The organism is Corynebacterium sp. TUM25015 (genome assembly GCF_056393505.1).
Genome location: NZ_CM150783.1, coordinates 139,947 through 156,770 on the forward strand (window position 1 = coordinate 139,947; position 16,824 = coordinate 156,770).

11 protein-coding genes are annotated in these 16,824 nt (G+C 59.9%); 2 read left to right on the plus strand and 9 right to left on the minus strand.

Annotation, left to right across the window (positions count from 1 at the left end; all coding sequences use genetic code 11):
* Positions 1-18: 18 nt before the first annotated feature.
* Positions 19-1,098 (minus strand): YlbL family protein, encoded by a 1,080-nt coding sequence (locus AC06DS_RS00665; protein WP_434815585.1) that lies wholly within the window; start codon positions 1,096-1,098, stop codon positions 19-21.
* A gap of 150 nt (positions 1,099-1,248) precedes the next feature.
* Between AC06DS_RS00665 and AC06DS_RS00670 the strand changes: the two genes are divergently transcribed.
* Positions 1,249-2,751, plus strand: a complete 1,503-nt coding sequence (locus AC06DS_RS00670; protein ID WP_477100729.1) for a zinc-dependent metalloprotease — start codon at positions 1,249-1,251, stop codon at positions 2,749-2,751.
* On the opposite strand, the gene AC06DS_RS00675 is transcribed toward AC06DS_RS00670, so the two are convergent.
* Positions 2,752-3,351 (minus strand): M48 metallopeptidase family protein, encoded by a 600-nt coding sequence (locus tag AC06DS_RS00675; protein WP_034977651.1) that lies wholly within the window; start codon positions 3,349-3,351, stop codon positions 2,752-2,754.
* A gap of 131 nt (positions 3,352-3,482) precedes the next feature.
* Here AC06DS_RS00675 and AC06DS_RS00680 point away from each other — a divergent pair, with 131 nt between their 5' ends.
* The gene (locus AC06DS_RS00680) at positions 3,483-4,364 is read left to right on the plus strand and encodes a hypothetical protein (protein WP_034977652.1); all 882 of its coding nucleotides are present in this window, start codon (positions 3,483-3,485) and stop codon (positions 4,362-4,364) included.
* A gap of 19 nt (positions 4,365-4,383) precedes the next feature.
* On the opposite strand, the gene AC06DS_RS00685 is transcribed toward AC06DS_RS00680, so the two are convergent.
* The 7 genes from AC06DS_RS00685 to AC06DS_RS00715 form a co-directional block, all read right to left on the minus strand.
* Positions 4,384-6,471, minus strand: a complete 2,088-nt coding sequence (locus tag AC06DS_RS00685) for an ATP-dependent DNA helicase UvrD2 (protein WP_477100730.1) — start codon at positions 6,469-6,471, stop codon at positions 4,384-4,386.
* A gap of 8 nt (positions 6,472-6,479) precedes the next feature.
* Positions 6,480-7,562, minus strand: a complete 1,083-nt coding sequence (locus AC06DS_RS00690) for a potassium channel family protein (RefSeq protein ID WP_477100731.1) — start codon at positions 7,560-7,562, stop codon at positions 6,480-6,482.
* Between the two features lie 13 nt (positions 7,563-7,575).
* Complete coding sequence (locus AC06DS_RS00695; RefSeq protein WP_477100732.1) at positions 7,576-11,175, minus strand: UvrD-helicase domain-containing protein; 3,600 nt, start codon at positions 11,173-11,175, stop codon at positions 7,576-7,578.
* Positions 11,176-14,493 (minus strand): PD-(D/E)XK nuclease family protein, encoded by a 3,318-nt coding sequence (locus tag AC06DS_RS00700; protein ID WP_477100733.1) that lies wholly within the window; start codon positions 14,491-14,493, stop codon positions 11,176-11,178.
* A gap of 59 nt (positions 14,494-14,552) precedes the next feature.
* Positions 14,553-15,473, minus strand: a complete 921-nt coding sequence (locus AC06DS_RS00705; protein ID WP_293790806.1) for a TIGR02569 family protein — start codon at positions 15,471-15,473, stop codon at positions 14,553-14,555.
* 8 nt (positions 15,474-15,481) lie between these two features.
* Positions 15,482-16,339 carry a DUF3152 domain-containing protein gene (locus AC06DS_RS00710; protein ID WP_477100734.1) on the minus strand — a complete coding sequence of 286 codons (858 nt, stop codon included), beginning with the start codon at positions 16,337-16,339 and terminating at the stop codon, positions 15,482-15,484.
* A gap of 123 nt (positions 16,340-16,462) precedes the next feature.
* Positions 16,463-16,708 carry a DUF3107 domain-containing protein gene (locus tag AC06DS_RS00715; RefSeq protein WP_434815591.1) on the minus strand — a complete coding sequence of 82 codons (246 nt, stop codon included), beginning with the start codon at positions 16,706-16,708 and terminating at the stop codon, positions 16,463-16,465.
* Between the last annotated feature and the right edge of the window lie 116 nt (positions 16,709-16,824).

Consider the following 16,824-nt stretch of genomic DNA (forward strand, 5'->3'; position numbering starts at 1 on the left):
CCCCGCACACGTTACCGGCTACTTGCAGGTATCGGCCTGCTTGCCTTCGTTGTAATCCTTGAGATCGCTGATGGCATCGTCCAACGTGTCGACCTTTAGCAGGGTGATTCCCTCAGGCGGCTCGTGGACCGCCTCTGCACAGTTCTTTTCCGGTACGAGGAACACCTCTGCGCCGGCCTCCTTGGCGGCGGCGATCTTGTGAGTGATGCCACCGATCGGGCCAACCTTGCCTGCGGCGTCGATAGTGCCAGTACCAGCGACGAACTTACCGTCTGTGATTTCCTCGGGCGATAGCTTGTCTACCACCGCCAAAGAGAACATCAGACCGGCGGAAGGGCCGCCAATATCGGTGAGGTTGTATTGCACCTTGATGTCACCGCCCGGCTGAGCCACAGTTGCCACTCCGAGAAACGCGGTGCCTTCCGGGTGCTCGGCGCGCATTTCCTTCGGCAGCTCACCGAGAGTGACCTTCACGTCCTTTTCATTGCCCTGACGCTTGACGGTGATCGTCACCTCATCGCCTGGCTTTTGGTCCTTGACCTTGTCCGACAGCTCATTGGGGAGCTTGACTTCTTCCCCGTTGACCTTGGTGACGATGTCGTTGACTTCGATCTTCCCCTGCGCCGGAGAATCTTCGGTCACCTCCATCACCATGGTTTCCAACGGCTTATGCAAATGATTCATAGCCGAAATGGTGGCATTGGATTCCGAGCTGGAGAACGCTGCGGCATTTTGGCGCTGTACTTCCTCCGAGGACTTTCCGGAGGGGAAAACGTGCTCGATTGGAACCAGGGTGTCGTCGGTCGTGGCCCATCGTTTAAGAGCCTGCGGGAGCGTCATATTTGTCCGCACCGACACGGTAGTCATGTTCAGGTTCCCGCTCGTCGGATGGGTTTTTGCACCCGTAATGTCCACAACGTCGCGACCGTCGACCTGCCCCAGCGTGTTAAACGTCGGCCCATTGCCCTCGGCGGCATAGGGAACGGTGATGTTGATGTTGGTGCCGGGAATCGAGGGCAGACCGATGAGGGAAAGCACCGCCACGACGGGCACTGCGCCCACGACGATAGTGCGATTTCGCCTGTTCCAGAATTTCACCCGCCTAACTTTACATGCATCCCCCGACGAGGTTGGCCACCACCGCCGAAGCACCCCGACCGCTCTGTTCGCTATCAGCACACGGGAAATAGCACCATAACGGACTTTCGGGGTCGTTTCCGCACTGCGAGAGTCGGTACGGTGGGGTACATGAGTAAATTCGGCTTTGGCTTCCACGGCCCGCACAACTCCGATGACGATGGCGACAAGGATCGCGACAAGGACCACGACCGGGATCGTGATCAGGACCGCAATAACGAGAACAACGGGAACGAAAACAACCCGTTCGGCTTCTTTTTTGGCGGCCCGATGGGCGGCGGCACCAGTGGCACGGGTGCAGGCGGCATGGGTCCCGGAGCTGGCGCGGGCAATCTGGGGGACATCCTGAACCAGTTCGGTTCCATGCTCTCCGGTTTCGGCTCGGACATGAACAGTTCCGAAGGCAAAGGCTCGGTGAACTATGCGATGGCCAAGCGCACCGCCCGCCAGCGTATTGCAGCCACCCGTAAGGCCACTCGTCCGACCCACAACGATTCTCAAGCCGTGGCAGATTCGGTACGCCTTGCTGAATTGTGGCTAGACGAAGCCACTATCCTGCCCGCAGGCGCGTCCGGCTCTGTGGCCTTCGGCCCGGCGCAATGGCTGGATGAGACCTTCGAAACATGGAAGCGTGTGGTGACCCCACTGGCCGACAAGCTGGGCGATGCCGCACTCGGCGGCGTGCCGGAGGAAATGCGCAGCCAGCTTGGCCCGCTGGCCGGCATGATGAAGCAGATCAACGCTATGAATTTCGGCGTGCAGCTGGGTAATACCCTGGGCGAGATGGCCACCGACGTGGTGCTTTCCACCCAGTGGGGCGTACCCCTGGCGCAGGGCGAGACGGCAGCCATCGCCACCGAACACCTCGACGTCATGGCCAAGAAGCTGGGCTGCGAGCCCCGCGAAGCGCTGATCTATCTGGCCGCGCGCGAAGCCGCGCACCTACGCCTGTTCAAGCACGTCCCGTGGCTGGTGGAACGTCTGATCCTGGATGTCGAAGAGTTCGCGGCCGGGCTATCGCTGGACTACTCCGCCATCGAGGAAGCCACCGGCGAGTTCACCCCAGAATCCCTTAACGACCCGGCGAAGATGCAGGAAATGATGGAACGCATGCAGGGTCAGGATCTTTCCCCACAAGTCGTTTCGTCCAATGTCCATGCCCGTGAGCGCCTGGAGACGAGCCTGTCGCTGATCGAGGGCTGGGTAGATTATGTGACGGGTGTTGCCTTGGACTCCCGCATCCCTGCCGCAGCCATGATCAACGCCGCGTGGTCGGAGTTCCGCAACAACGGCTCCCCTGCCATGGACAATCTGACTAAGGCCCTCGGAATTAGCTTCACCGCTCCGAAGGCAAACGAGGCAGTCGAGCTGTGGCGCAAGCTGGATGATGCGGTGGGCGTCAAAAAGCGCGACGGCGTGTGGGATCACCCGGACTTCCTTCCGGTCGCGTCCGACCTTGACAACCCGGCAGCTTTCATCAGCAACATCGCGTTCGACGAGGACGAGATGGAGGACTTTAACCCCATTAGCGAGATTGAAAAACTCGAGCGGGAGCTCAATGAAAAGCGCGACAACGGTGACGACACCACCGATACCCCCGAGGCCGAGGACTAGCTAATCGCGCATCCCCCAGCGCTTGAAAGCCTCCAAGTACCCCTGTGCTTTCTCCAGCTGCGGGGTGTGCGCCTCCCAGCGGTGAAACTCCGGGCCGTGATTCGGCACAAAAGTATGAATCAGCTCGTGGATAATCACCGCATCCAGCACGTACCCCGGCACGTCCTGCAGGTAATGCGAAATCCGGATGCGCTTGGACTGCACCGAACAGCTGCCCCAGCGCGTGTTCATGTTCGTCACGAACTTGATCTCGCCGATCGTTGCCCGCCCACCGAGGTACTTGCGGTTTAGCTCCCGCGCGCGGTCGGCAAGATCGTCGTTGCCTAGGGCATGACGCCTACTCTTCAGCGCCTTTCCGAGCAGCTCCACGCTAATGCTGCGCAGTTCGGCTTCTCCGATGGCCGCGGGAGCCATGACCAAAAACCCATTGCCTTCTTCCCGCACTGCAACGGTTTTCTTGCGCCTAGCGGATAGCCGGAAGGTGACAGGCGGCACTCGGTTTGGTTCGGCACCTGCCTGGAGCTGGCGGGCGAGCTCTGCCTCCACATCACGAGCCAGCTGCTGCGGGTCAAGCGCCCGGTGGCGGTAGGAGGAAACCACGGATTATCCTTTCCACCTGCGAGGACTATGCCTCCCTGCTAGGGTGAGAGGCGAATCACAGCGCGTGGGGAGTACGCGGTGCGAGGGGTCTTTACAGAGGGGTTGTAGAGGGGATTTTGGGGAACGCAATCATGCTAAAGCTTAACCTGCCGGCGAGTACAGCCATCCTGGCAAGGCCCACGATCGGCCTGCAATTCGGCGTGCTGCCGCACGAATCTATGATCCTGCCGCTGCCGAAAAGCGTGAATCCGAGCCAGGTTGCGCACGTTTTTGCCCTAGCCCGTAGCGGGATCGGTTTCGACGAGCTGCACCAGAAACTGGGCTACTGCGGAGTAGACGAGGAAGATGCCCGGCTGATTCTCTCCGAGATGGTGCGGGCAGAGATACTGCGCCCATCGCAGGCGGACGTGGACTTCCACGTGCTCGCGTCCGGCGTGTCCAGCGAGAGATTAGAGCCTGTTTTAGAAGCGCTGGGTTTGAGTTTTCGCATTACCTCCGCACCCAGCGAAGCACGACGGTCGCTCATCGTCCTCCCCGGAGCAGTGTTCCCCACCCCGGACGTGCAGCATGCGCTTATGGTCAACCGCGTAGCCCACTACCCAGCCGGGATCGTGGATGGTCGGAATGTGCTGGGACCATTAGTGGTGCCAGGAGTTACTCCCTGCCTGGCTTGTATGGATAGCTACTACGGGCAGATCGACGACGGTTGGCGTGGGGTGCGTCTGCAGGCAACAGGGCGTCCCGGAAGTACGGAACGGCACTTGGTCCAAGCGGCCTCTACACAGCTGGCGATGATGCTCAACGAACACGTATTGCCCTGGTGGCGCGCGCACCGGGCGTACGTGCGCGAGCGGCGAATGGCGCGACTGCAGCAGGAGGAAATTCCCGCGGCCCCGGAGATCCCAGAGGTCCTCAGCCAGCGGCGCCTCGTGGATTTCGCCAGTGGCGCAGTGCGCACCTATCAAGTGCCTTTCAACGACAGCTGTCTGTCTTGTCGAGCGGTACGGAGCTAATCGGATGGGTCAGGCTGACTCAGGCGTAGTTGCTGACGATCGCCAGCACGTCCTCGCCGAACTCCTTGACCTTCACCGGACCTATGCCCGGCACCGCCACCAATTGGTCGGCCGTCGTGGGAAGTTGTTCGGCGATGGCACGCAACGTGGCGTCAGTAAAGATGACATACGCCGGCACAGCCTTGTCCTTAGCCTGAGTAGTGCGCCATTCCCGCAGTTCGGTGAGCAAGAGGTGGTCGGTTTCCGGGGCGTGCTCGCCGCAACGGCCAAGAATCTTCAGCTCCGGACTTCCCAAACGAGTGCCGCAGATAACACAGGCATTCTTGGGCGCGCCGAGGCGCTCCCGGGTTCGGTTGCCCTCGCGGCGCTGCGCCTCCATGGCCTCCTCCTGTGGTACCAACCCGTCAAGGAAGCGCGTGCGGCGGCGGTTCGATGTAGAGCCTTCCTGCCTGGCCAGCGCCCAGCTGAGGTGCAGGTGCTCACGCGCACGAGTGATACCGACGTAGAACAGGCGACGCTCCTCCTCGATTGCCTCTTCCGAGCCCGCCCCTTTCAGGGCGTGGCGAATCGGCAATGTGCCTTCATTTAGGCCAACGAGGAACACCGCATCCCACTCCAAACCCTTTGCGGCGTGAATGCTGGCGAGGGTCACGCCCTGGAACTTCGGCGGGTTCTTAGCACTCATGCGCTCCTTAAGCAGCGCAACCACTCCCTGCATGCTTAAAGGTTCCGCGGCAGTGGAGGTGATCTCCTTGACCAGATCAAAAAGTGCTTGCAGGGATTGCCATCGAGCACGCTCCTGGGAACCCGCGGGCTCCGTGGACGTCAGGCCGACGGGTACCAAAGCGGCGCGGATAGCATCTGGCACATCTTCGGGGTCTGGGTCGTATTTCTTGGCCGCGGCGATGATCGCATTCATACCCTCGCGGATTTCCGCACGCTTAAAGAAGCCTTCACCGCCCTTGACTTGGTAGCCAATTCCGGCCTGCTCAAGCTCGTATTCGTAGTTCGCAGATTGCGAATTGATGCGGTACAGAATCGCGATGTTCGCCGGTTCCACGCCCTTTTTGATGAGGGTCTGAATTTCCTTGACCACCGCCACTGCTTCCGCAGGCTCGTCCGGGTATTCGTGGAACTCCGGGACAGGTCCAGCGGGGCGTTGGCCTTCCAGCTTCAGCCGAGTGCCCGCCACGCGCCCCTTCGCTTTGCCAATCACGCTATTGGCAAGATCTACAACCTGCGGGGTGGAGCGGTAGTCGCGATGCAGGCGGACAGTGGTGGATTCTGGGTATTTGGTGGTGAAGTCCAGCAGATATTCCGGGGTTGCGCCGTTGAAGCTGTAGATCGTCTGGTTGGCATCCCCCACCACTGTGAGGTCATCGCGGTCACCTACCCAAGCGCCGAGAACGCGCTGTTGCAACGGCGTGACGTCCTGATACTCATCGACGACAAACGTCCGGTAGCGGGAGCGAAACTCATCTGCGATGCCGACATTCGACTCAATGGCCGCTGCCATATGTAGCAACAGGTCGTCGAAGTCCAGCAGCATACCCTCGGGCGTGGCCTTGAGCCTTTCGTACCCCTGAAACACCTTGACGAAGGTCTGCGGATCTACCGGGCAATCGCGGCGACGCGGCTCTACATAATCCGGATAGTCCTCCGCACTGATCAGGGAGGACTTTGCCCACTCGATTTCCCCGATGAGGTCCGCGAGCATGGCGGTGCTGGTCTCGACGCCAACTGCGCGGGCGGCACGGGAGACAACGCGGAACTTGTTATCCAACAATGCCCATGGCAGATCACCCGCATAGGCGGGCCAGAAGTACTTCAGCTGTCGCAGTGCCGCAGCGTGGAAAGTCTTGGCCTGCACTTTGGGGATGTTCATCAGCGCTAGGCGCTCGCGTAATTCTGCAGCGGCGCGGGCGGTGAAGGTAACGGCCAGAACATGGTCGGGGTTAACAAAACCGCCGTCGACTAGGTGCGCAATGCGGTGGGTAATGGTGCGGGTTTTACCGGTTCCGGCGCCGGCGATGATGCTCACAGGTCCGCGCGGGGCGGAGGCAGCCTTAGCCTGTTCCGGATCCAGTCCGTCCAGCAGGGAGCTCACAAATATCCCTACTTTGCGCCTGGGATCTCGTCGGCGCCAGGGTTGGAACGCACATAAAGTACGCGGTCTCCAGGCTCGATGGTCTCTGCCTCGGAGGAATCAATGCGGTATAGCTCGCCGGAGCGCACTACACCCAGCACGACGTCTTCCAGTACGCGGGGATTACCGCCGACTTCTTCCTCGCTGACGAGACGCTCGGCAATGGAGAATCCTTCATCCGGTGACAGCAGATCCTCCATCATTTCCGTCACGGACGGTGTAACGGTAGCCAGTCCCATCAGGCGGCCAGCAGTCTCGGAGGAAACCACCACGGAATCCGCACCGGATTGGCGCAACAGGTGCGAGTTATCCGATTCACGGACACTGGCCACAATGGTGGCCGAAGGTGCAATCTCACGCACGGACAAGGTAATCAGCACAGCCGTATCGTCCTGGTTGGGCGCGACGACAACGGCACGGGCACGGTTCACACCTGCGAGCTTCAACACGTCGGAGCGGGTCGCCGAGCCCTGCACGGTGACCAACCCCTGTGCCGAGGCCTGGTCCAGTACCTCCCGATCCGTATCCACGACGACGATCTGCGATGGCGATACGCCGTCAGCCAAGAGCGCTGCAATGGCGGAGCGCCCCTTGGTGCCGTAGCCAATGACGATGGTGTGGTTGCGCATTTTCTTCCTCCAACGGCGGATGACAAGCGTTTTACGAGACTCTTCGGTGAGCACTGACAACGTGGTGCCGACCAGCAACACCAGGAACACCAGGCGAGCCGGGGTAACGATCAGTGTGTTGACGAGACGAGCGTTTTGGGTCTGCGGTGATACATCGCCGTAGCCGGTTGTCGACAGAGACACCGAGGAGTAATACAGCGCGTCTATGAAGGTTTCCATACCTTCGTAGGCATCGCGGTCGACATAAGCCAGTCCAGCAACGAAGAACACGAGCAAGAAGGCGTAGAACATACGCCGAATGATGAGCCACCAGGGGCTTTGCGCCACCGACGTTGGAATGTGGACGATATTGAGTAGCGCATGCGGCGGTAGCTCATCGACCTCATCGTCGGCGCTAAAGCGTCCGCGCAACCGGTACTTCATCTACATCCTCTCGTCATTGCTCGTTGCCTTTGGTGACGCCCCCAAGCATCCCTTCGAGCTCGTCTGCAGAAAGTAGTGTACGCGGTTCATATGTTTCATTGGCCACGACGTAGTGGAACGCAGCGCGAACGTTGTCGGCGGGCACCTCCACCCCCAGTTTTGCGCTAAGCAGCTTCGCCCATGCCAGCCTGTAGACAGCAAGCTGCATAGCTGCGGCATCCATGTCCGCACCGGTGGGTTTACGCCCGGTTTTCCAGTCGACGACGAACCAGCCGTTGGCGGGGTCGTCCCCTTCGTGGAACACCGCGTCGATTCGCCCTTCGAACACATGGCCGCCAATGGTGACGGAGTAAGCGCCTTCCACGCTGGCGGGCTGTCGGTGTGCCCACTCGGAACGGAGGAAGGCCTCCTTGAGGGTATCGAGATAGGGGTCTTCCAAGGTTGCATCGGAGGCGCCGGGGAGTTGATCCTCGTCCAGCAGCGAAACCTGCTTATAGCGTTGCTCCACCCAGTTGTGAAAGGCGGTGCCGCGCTTGGCGTAGGGCTTCGGCTCCAGTGGGATCGGTCGGCGGGCGCGGAGGGCAAACTCTTCCTCGTCCTTGCGCAGGCTTACAGCCTCGGTGGCTGTCATCCGTACGTTCATGGGAACCAATAGTTCGGTATTGTCCATCTCGGCGAGCTCTTCAAGCAGCAGATCTGTCTCCAGATCCCAAGCCTCGGCAAGTGTCGAGGGTACGGAGTGGTCAGCGTCGGGAGTGTCGGCGTCGCCTGCCGTACCTGCATTGGTCTTCTCCTCTAGCGCTGTGATTTCCGCCCTCAGCTGAGCTGCGGCTTCAGTGACCTCGGGGCGATTCCCGACCAGATCGGTACGGGGCCAAGAGGCACCAACAGTGCCCTCGGATTCACGGTTTTTGCGTTCCTCTTCGTAGTCCAAACGCTGTGCGTTGATCTCAGGGGTTGGCAAAAAGAGCTTGTCCTCAAGTGGCCCGTCTGAGTCTTCCAGCAATTGATCCAGGTCCTTGTAGTACTTCCCCAAATCAGACCAGTATTCCACCTGGCTATCAATGCCATTTTCCTGCATATACTCGCGTAGCTGAGAAAGGCAGATGGATGGGTCGTTGCCCTTCGCTGTCGATCCTTTAAATGCCGATCCACTGACATAAAGCACCCGCTCGGAACGGGTGATTGCCACGTAGAACAGTCGGTCGTTCTCCTTTGCACGGAATCGACTGACTTGCTTGTTGAACGCGTTGTATTCTTTGGTGTGCTGTGACCGATTCTCCGCTTCGGCCAGCGAGAGCACTGGGTATGCTCCCGGCTGGTCGCCGGCATCGCCACGCAGGCTGCTGGGCATCACCTTTGCATTGGTCGTCCAGGAAGATTCACTCCTAGGCTGGGAATAATCGCCGTAGCGTTCGCGGGAGGCATGTGGAACGGCGACGATGTCCCACTCCAGCCCCTTTGCCTTGTGAACCGTGAGGATCTGTACGGTGTTGTCCTTGCGCTGAACCTCGCCCGGGTCCAGGCCGTCTTCCTTCGCATGAGCTGCCAGCAGGTATTCGACCAATGCCTGGGGGCTGGCAGTAACAACGCGGGAGAATTCGCGCACAATCTGCGCGAACTTGTCGAGGTGGCTGGTACCGATTGCCTGCTCCGGCTGACGGTGCCAACGCATCAGAACTTCTGTGCGCACTCCCAGCATCTTCTCGATATCCGCCACCAGATCCGGCAGATTCTTTTGCAGGCTATGACGGCGCAGGTATCCGAGCTCTCGCCCGAGCTGTGCAAGCCGCCTAGCTCCCTTAGCCGACATGCCCATTTCCTCCGCATCAGTCATGTCTGCAAGCGCGTCGGTCAGCCCCACGGAAAACTCAGTGGGGTCAGGGATGGCCTCCAATACCTTGTCGATAAGCTCCTCCCGCACCCCGACGCTTCGGAAAGCGTCGATCTTCTCGGCCTGTAACTGCGCTGCGATCTCATCCATTTCACCAGGCTGCGAGGCTCCACGATTGACGATCTGCTCTGCGCGGCGTGTAAGCACAGCAAGGTCTGCGGCTCCAATGTTCCACCGTGGTCCGGTCAGCAGGCGTAAAAGTGCTACGTCATCCGTGGGATCCACTAGCACTCGCAACGTAGAGAACACGTCAGCGACCTCGGGAATATCCAAAAGTCCCGGTCCGGCGGTCATGTCCGCTGGTACCCCGCGTTCCACCAATTTTTCATAGATCGGCACCGCATCCTTGTTTACAGTCACCAGCACTGCGGCGGAAAAGGGCTTGACCTTCGCCGGGTTTTCCGCTGCCTCCAGCTTCTGCTGGTAGGCCTCCCACTGGGTCTGAAGCTTCTCGGCCAGCCAGTCGAGTTCCTGCTCGCGCTCCTCAAAAAAGGCCACAGCCGTCTCGCCTTCCGCGGCTCCGGAGCGCGGGCGCAGTTCCGAGACTAGGCGCCCGGTGCTCTCAGTGCTCCGTTCCATGGACCAGGTAGAAACCTTATTGGCCATGTCCAACACCCTGGTGGGGTTACGCCAGGACGTCAGCAACTGCAGTTTCTGCGCCGGTTCGCCAGAAGCATCGGGGAAGTCTGTGCGGAACTTCTCCAGATTAGAGGCCGTAGCTCCGCGGAACTGGTAGATCGATTGCATTGGGTCGCCCACCGCCATCGCAGAAAACTCACTGCCGCTCGCACGCCCTTCACCGAACAAGGATCGCAGCATGATGCGCTGAGCATGGCCGGTGTCCTGGTATTCATCCAGCATGACCACGCGGAAGCGTCGCCGCTGTTCCTGTCCCACGATGTCGTGGTCGCGTACGAGCTGCGCGGCTTTGTTCATCTGTTGTCCAAAGGTCAACAGGTCGCGTTCCTGCAGTGCTTCGCGGTATTGCTGCACGAAGCTCAGCAGCTCAATGCGATACTGCTGGGCATCAAGAAACTTCTGGTTATCCCCGGTGAACTCACTCTTTGCATTCGCTTTCTTGGGCAGCTCTTCCAGCAAGTCCTTAGCTTTCAGGCTCTCGCTTTTAACCTCACCTAATTCGGCCAGGTGGTTATCCATTTCATCTGAAAGGGTGCACACGTCATCAATAACGGTCGCTATGGACTTGTCGGCGGTCACTGAGCCACCCGAGTTGAGAATCACGTCCCGCGCCACCATCCACCGTTCGGCGTCGGTAATTAGCCGTGCGGCAGGTTCAGATGGGATGAGCAAGCCATATTCACGGACGATGTCTCCGGCATAGGAATCGTAGGTCGCCACTGCCGGAGCGATATTCTTCAGCACCTCGCGGCGTGGATCGTCTGGCGCCAGCTCATCCATAAAAGCACTTTCCGCGAGGGTCTGCAGCCGTTGGCGAATGCGTTCTCCCAGCTCGGCGGCAGCTTTACGGGTGAAGGTCAGACCCAAGATCTGTTCAGGCCTAGCGTAACCGTTCGCCACCATCCAAACGGCACGTGCAGCCATCGTTTCGGTCTTACCTGCGCCGGCGCCGGCGACCACCAGGAAGTTACCGAACGGCCCCGCCTGGATCACGTCAGCTTGTTCATCGGTGGGCTCGAATCTCTGCCCCATCAGCCTTGACAGCTCCTGAGGGCTGTAGATGTGTCGGTTGTTATCCATTTACACCACCTGCTTTCCTGTGGCCTGTGCGGGGCAGATCGCCTTGAAACCGCAGTTTCTGCAGCGATCGTTTGGCGTGGCCAGGTATGTCGGCCCTGCCGTCACTGGCGCTATCTCCATCAACTTGTCCTGCGCTCCAGCTAGTTGTTCTTCCGTCAACTCCGCCTGGGGCCTTTCGGCGATTGTCTTGTTGGTCACCCTCGGGTACACCAGCGATGCACCTCCGGGGCGGTACGTCCTCCCCGCCTGACCGGAGCGTTCGTTGAGAGGCAACAGGAATTGATACGTGCTCAATTGCGGACTCTCCTCCGCAACCTTCTTAGTCACCGCACTCTTGCCGGTCTTGAAGTCGATCACCTTCGTCAGGCCGCTCTCCGGGTTCGTCACCAGCAAGTCGGCACGACCACTCAGCGTCACCTCTACCCCATCGGGTGTCTGTCCGACGGTGGCCCTGAGCGTGCGCTCCGTCTCTAGCTCATTGCCTTGTTGTCGCAGGCCGTCGATGTAATTAAAGAGCCTTTCGACGCCCTTTTCCCAGTCCTCTAGAGTCTGGTCATTCTTCCACTCTGGTCCGTCAAGCACATGCGGCAGAATCTCTCGAATTGCCAGCTTCGCTTCGTATAGATCCATCCCGTGCGCAATCTGCTCGGCGATTGCGTGGATGACGATGCCCACACGCATCGGCTCGGTGGATTCGCTCACTCCACCATTCGACTCCAAGAAAGTACGCAGGGCGCAAGTGCTCCAGCTCTCTAGCTTGGATGGGCTCAGGCGGATCTTGTCCCCGGCCAACACACGTGCGCTCGTGGACGGTTCCACCATGCCCCACCATTCCTCGGGCGCTGCGCCATGCACCCCGGCACGTGCCATCTTCGCCAGGTTCCGCATGGCCGCCTGGCGTTCGTGACCAGGGCGTTGCGGGTCAGTCGCAGCATCGCGCAGCTCCGCCAGCAAGGATTCAATTGCGAGCACGCGCGGCAGCGTGCCCGCACCGGAGCCTGAAACCATATGGCCAACAGCCCCGTCTAACTCCGCCATGGTCGCCAGTGTGGTGGGCTCCACGCCCATTTCGGCGATAAAGCGCGAGGGCACCATCGCTTCGTCACCCGAGTTCTCTACGCACGTCACGTGCACGCTTTCCGTCGCCCGGCTCACAGCCAGCAGGAATAGTCGGCGCTCCTCCTCAATCGCATCGTTGATACGTACCACGGGCACGCTCGGGTCGATACCCCGATCCAGCAGATCCACCAGCTCCAACTGGCCGAAGAGTCCGCCGACGGTCGGGCCGGTCGGCCACTCTCCTTCCTGTACACCGGCCACTACCACGACTTGCCACTGCCTACCCGCCGCAGCGTGGGCTGGCAGAATCTCTACCGCGCCGGAGCGCACTCCGCGCTGATCACGCCCTCCGGTTGGCACCTTCTGGGCACGAATACTGTCGACAAAGCTCTTCACCTTTGCGTGCGGATTTCGCTCTGCAAAGTCACCCACCATGTCGAACAAACTCATCACCGCATCCAGGTCCGCATCAGCCTGGGCACCTAGGGATCCACCCTTCAACGCCTGCGACCGCAGATGCATATCCAGCTGTGTGGCCTGCCAAATCTTCCAAAGCACCATCTCTGTACTCTGGTATTCCGCCAGTGCGCTACGCCCTGCATCCAAAACCTTGGATACGCGCTGGATGACTTCTAGCTCGCGCGGCCCGAAGTAGCTAATGATCCACTGATTCGCCGGGACACCCGGGTGGTTTAGAAACTCCGTCACATAATCCGCAGCCTGGAATGGCTTAGCATTTTCATGCTGTCGCAACTGTTGGCCGGCAACCTGTGCAGAACGAATTGCCAGCGCCACCGCGCGGTGTACGCGGCGCACCATCACCGGATCCGCTCCGCCCACGCTTCCTTCCAACAGCTCATGCATCTCAGCCACCGTGAGATCGCGGTAGCTGGCCTCCGCAGCTAGGAGCAGCATGCGCACCAGCGGTTGTTCCGCCAGCACCATGGATGTCGGATCCACCTTCACAGGCACGCCATAGGCCATGAGCGATCTACGCACCCGCGCGATACTGCCCGTGCCGCGCACGATTACCGCCATGTCATCCCACGCCACGTCCTGCTCGACATGCGCGCGCCGCACTACATCGACAATCCTCAAGCGTTCCGCGGTTTCTGTCGGAGCGATTGTCACGTCCACGTTCCCCTCGCGCGCTGCGGCGGAACGCAGTTCCACGCGACTTGGCTGAAAACTCAAGTGACTGCGGATATCGTTCACTGCCTGAACCGCAGGGGGCGTCAAACGATAGGAAGCACTAAGCACAACCCGGTGGTCTGGATCCTGCGAGTAGGAGTCCAAAAAAGCCTCGTCGGCACCACGGAAGTGGAACACGCACTGATCCGGGTCGCCTGCGATAAGAGTGCGGGTTCCGGGGACCAGGAAGCTCCCGATCAACCTCGCAGACGCCGGATCCAAATTGTGTGCGTCGTCAACCAGCACCAGTTTGGTCTTCGTCCGCTGCCTTTCGACCAACTGCTCCCCCTCGGGCTGGTCGAATGCGGCAAGAGTGGCGTGCAACAACTCTGACGCGTTCAGGCTCTCGGACTGGCCCAGGCGCTGCACCTGCTCATATTCAGCCTGGAATTGCCCCGCGGCCTCCCACATAGGTCGCCCGTGCTCCACGCCTAATTGTTGCAGCTGCTCCGCGGATACTCCCCGTTCTGTGGCGCGCAGCAGCAGATCACGCAGCTGTTGGGCAAAGCCGGCATATCCCAAGGCCGGTACCACATTGGCGGGCCAATAACGGTTGCCGTCTTCCACAGTGCCACGCAGGATTTCGCGGATCTGCATGTCATGCTCCGCACCCGTTATCAGTCGTGGCTGCTTTTTACCGCGCAGCGTCTGCACACTGCGATAAAACGCGAAGGCCCACGAATGCACCGAGCGCACAAAAGTACCGGAAGCTGCATAGTCCCCCTCGCCCGCCATGCGCTGATACAGTGCGGCGCGAACGGCCGTCGCCGCCTGTTTCGACGGTGCGAAGAACATTATTTCTGACGCCGATCCCCCGCGCAGAAGGAATTCCCGCGCAGCAGCGATCAACAGTGACGTTTTGCCCGTACCCGGTCCGCCGAGAATCGCATACGGCTTCGCATAATCCACCTGTGTGGATCCTTCGACCAGCGCTCCAGCAAGGCCTTCGAAGTGTTCCTGAGGTTCGGTCGTCGCCGACGGCTGGCCCAGCCGTACGCGCGGCTTCCCGCTGGCTCCGAGCCGCTTTTCTAGGTCGCGGTTGATGTCTCGAGTGTTGACCTGCTCCATGTCTTTAAGTTTGTCACGCGCACAGGACAACCTCCCGCTGAACTTCTTTTTGTGTTCGATTATTGTTCGTCTCGGCGTTGTTCGTCTCGGCGTTGTGCGACCCAGGCCGCCACTACATCCGCGACGCGCGCTAGCCCCGCCCACGAATCCGGCCTAGCGTTCGGCAGCATCGCGTGCAGGAAAAGTCGATACATCACTGCGCGCAGCACCAGCTGTTCAAAGTCAGGCAGGTGCGCCCACCGATCCAACAACGCATCCGGAGCATTCCCCCAGGCCATCGTGTCCACGATCAACAGCGCGACAGTCCAGGCAGCCGGGTGCCAGGCTGGGTATAGATCCGTCACTATGGGGTCAGCGGTGCCGTCGAAAATAGTGCAGCCGGCAATGTCCCCGTGCACCAATTGGTCTTCCTCGTTGATCGGCCCGCGCAGTTCCGCCAAGCTCGCGGCCTTCACCAACGCTTCAGCGACGTCTTCGCGCGGCACAGTTTCGGGGGCCAGCACCGGCGTAATCCACTCTGCCGGGTCTTCGGCAAAGGCCGCCTGGTCGGCCGCAGCGTAGAGGTCGTATTCATACCACTTCTTGCCAGCCACCGGGGGTGCCAGGAACGTCGGCTTCCGCTCGCCTCGCAGGGCTTCGTTGAGTCGCAGAGCAGCAGCAACCATCTCATCGAAGCGTGGCGACTGGTGGCCGGACATAAACGTCCGCGCACGCCATCCGGATACGCTAAACCGCCCGTCGGAAGAAAAGATAGGGCGCGACATTGACACGCCCGCGGGGCGCACCTTGGACATGATCTTCGCGATCCACGCTGCCCTTGCCGGTTCGTCCGCGCGGGAAATCACTGCCCTATCGCAGCGCCATCCTTGGCTCCATTCCTGCTCCAAAAGCACCGGATGTGCCGAGGGCACCTGGAAGCTGGCCAAAATATGCGCCGGTGGCGGGGATTGAAAGTCGCTGTGAGAATCGTCGTTGATCATGTTCTCGTTTACTTACTCTTCTTGTACCCGAAGGGGAATACCCACGGGTTGACCTTGCAGGTGTTTGAGTCGTGCCCGAAGGGCTCTTCCGGGTTGATCTTATAGATTTCGGCGTTATTCAAGCTGATCGTCTGTTGCATCATGATCGGCGCTAGTTTGCCATCACCAGTGCATGGCTCATGGGCGCTATGGCCTACTGCGTGGCCAACTTCGTGGTTGATCATGTACTGCCGATAAGCACCCAGGTCGCCTTCAAAGGGGATAGCTCCGCGCACCCAGCGTGCTTCGTTCAACACCACACGCCGTTCGCCTGAATAATTGCAGCTGGTCTCAATCCCATAGCTATTACCGCAGGTCTTGGCGGTAGTTTTGGTTGAGGTTAGCTGGATGCGCATATCCGGCTTTTCCCCCTTTGGCAGTTTGTCTTCATCTACGTGTTGGAAGGAGTACTGCGGATCGCCAACCCACGATTTCGGGTTGGAAAGGGTGGCGTCCACCATCGCGGCGAAGGCATCGTCGCCACCGTAGTCGGCTGATTTAACGGTGCTTTCTACCTCCACCACATAGGTGAACTTCTTCTTTCCCTTTCCGACTTTCTTGCCGGGCTTGCCGACGGTGCGGAACTCTCCGCTGCCCTTCTTCGCGTATTTTCCGCCAGGGGGCAGCTCGCCCAGCTCTAGGTCATCGTAGCTACCTTCCCCATCAATGGAGCTTTCGTCGTTCGTGGACTTAGCTGACTGTCCAGGGTTGCCTTTCGACGCCACGCCACCGCCCCCCTGCGCGCTATCGTGACTCCCCAAGCCAGTGAGTACGCTGTACATGATCAGGAGCGACACCAGCACAAATGCGGCAATGACCAGTAGCACACGGCGAAAGCTAAGGTTTTCGCCGCGTGTCTGCTGCCCCCCTTCCACCGATGTTGACTTCCGAGCCGGTGGAATTGGGTGGCGCTGAAAACTGCTGCCGCTACTCAAAACTCGTCGTCGCTCCTAGCTTACGAAGCCGACGGAGTTCTTAGCCTCTGCGCCTACCTCAACGTAGGCAACCTGCTCACGCACAAGCACGTAGCGAGTTCCCTTGGCGCCCTCGATGGTCAGGGTCTCGCTGCCACCGGAGGCCAGGAAATTCTGGATTTCCGTCACGTACTCATCCTGCGACTTGCTCTGCTCGTTAGAAGTATCGATGGTGATCGCCAGCTCGCGGGCGTTGTGTACGAATCCGACCTTGATCTGCATAGGAAACCTTTCCTTCATATTCGTTCTATACTCACGTGCAGTATTGTGACCATCATAGCTATCGCAAACGCGACGCAAGATTCTGCAAGCGCATTTCCCAAAAGGTTTGGAAGGAA

Coding starts and splice junctions, on each gene's coding strand:
- AC06DS_RS00690 (WP_477100731.1), bottom strand. CDS start 7,562: ATGAAGTACCGGTTGCGCGGACGCTTTAGCGCCGACGATGAGGTCGAT.
- AC06DS_RS00700 (WP_477100733.1), bottom strand. CDS start 14,493: ATGGAGCAGGTCAACACTCGAGACATCAACCGCGACCTAGAAAAGCGG.
- AC06DS_RS00705 (WP_293790806.1), bottom strand. CDS start 15,473: ATGATCAACGACGATTCTCACAGCGACTTTCAATCCCCGCCACCGGCG.
- AC06DS_RS00680 (WP_034977652.1), top strand. CDS start 3,483: ATGCTAAAGCTTAACCTGCCGGCGAGTACAGCCATCCTGGCAAGGCCC.
- AC06DS_RS00670 (WP_477100729.1), top strand. CDS start 1,249: ATGAGTAAATTCGGCTTTGGCTTCCACGGCCCGCACAACTCCGATGAC.
- AC06DS_RS00715 (WP_434815591.1), bottom strand. CDS start 16,708: ATGCAGATCAAGGTCGGATTCGTACACAACGCCCGCGAGCTGGCGATC.
- AC06DS_RS00695 (WP_477100732.1), bottom strand. CDS start 11,175: ATGGATAACAACCGACACATCTACAGCCCTCAGGAGCTGTCAAGGCTG.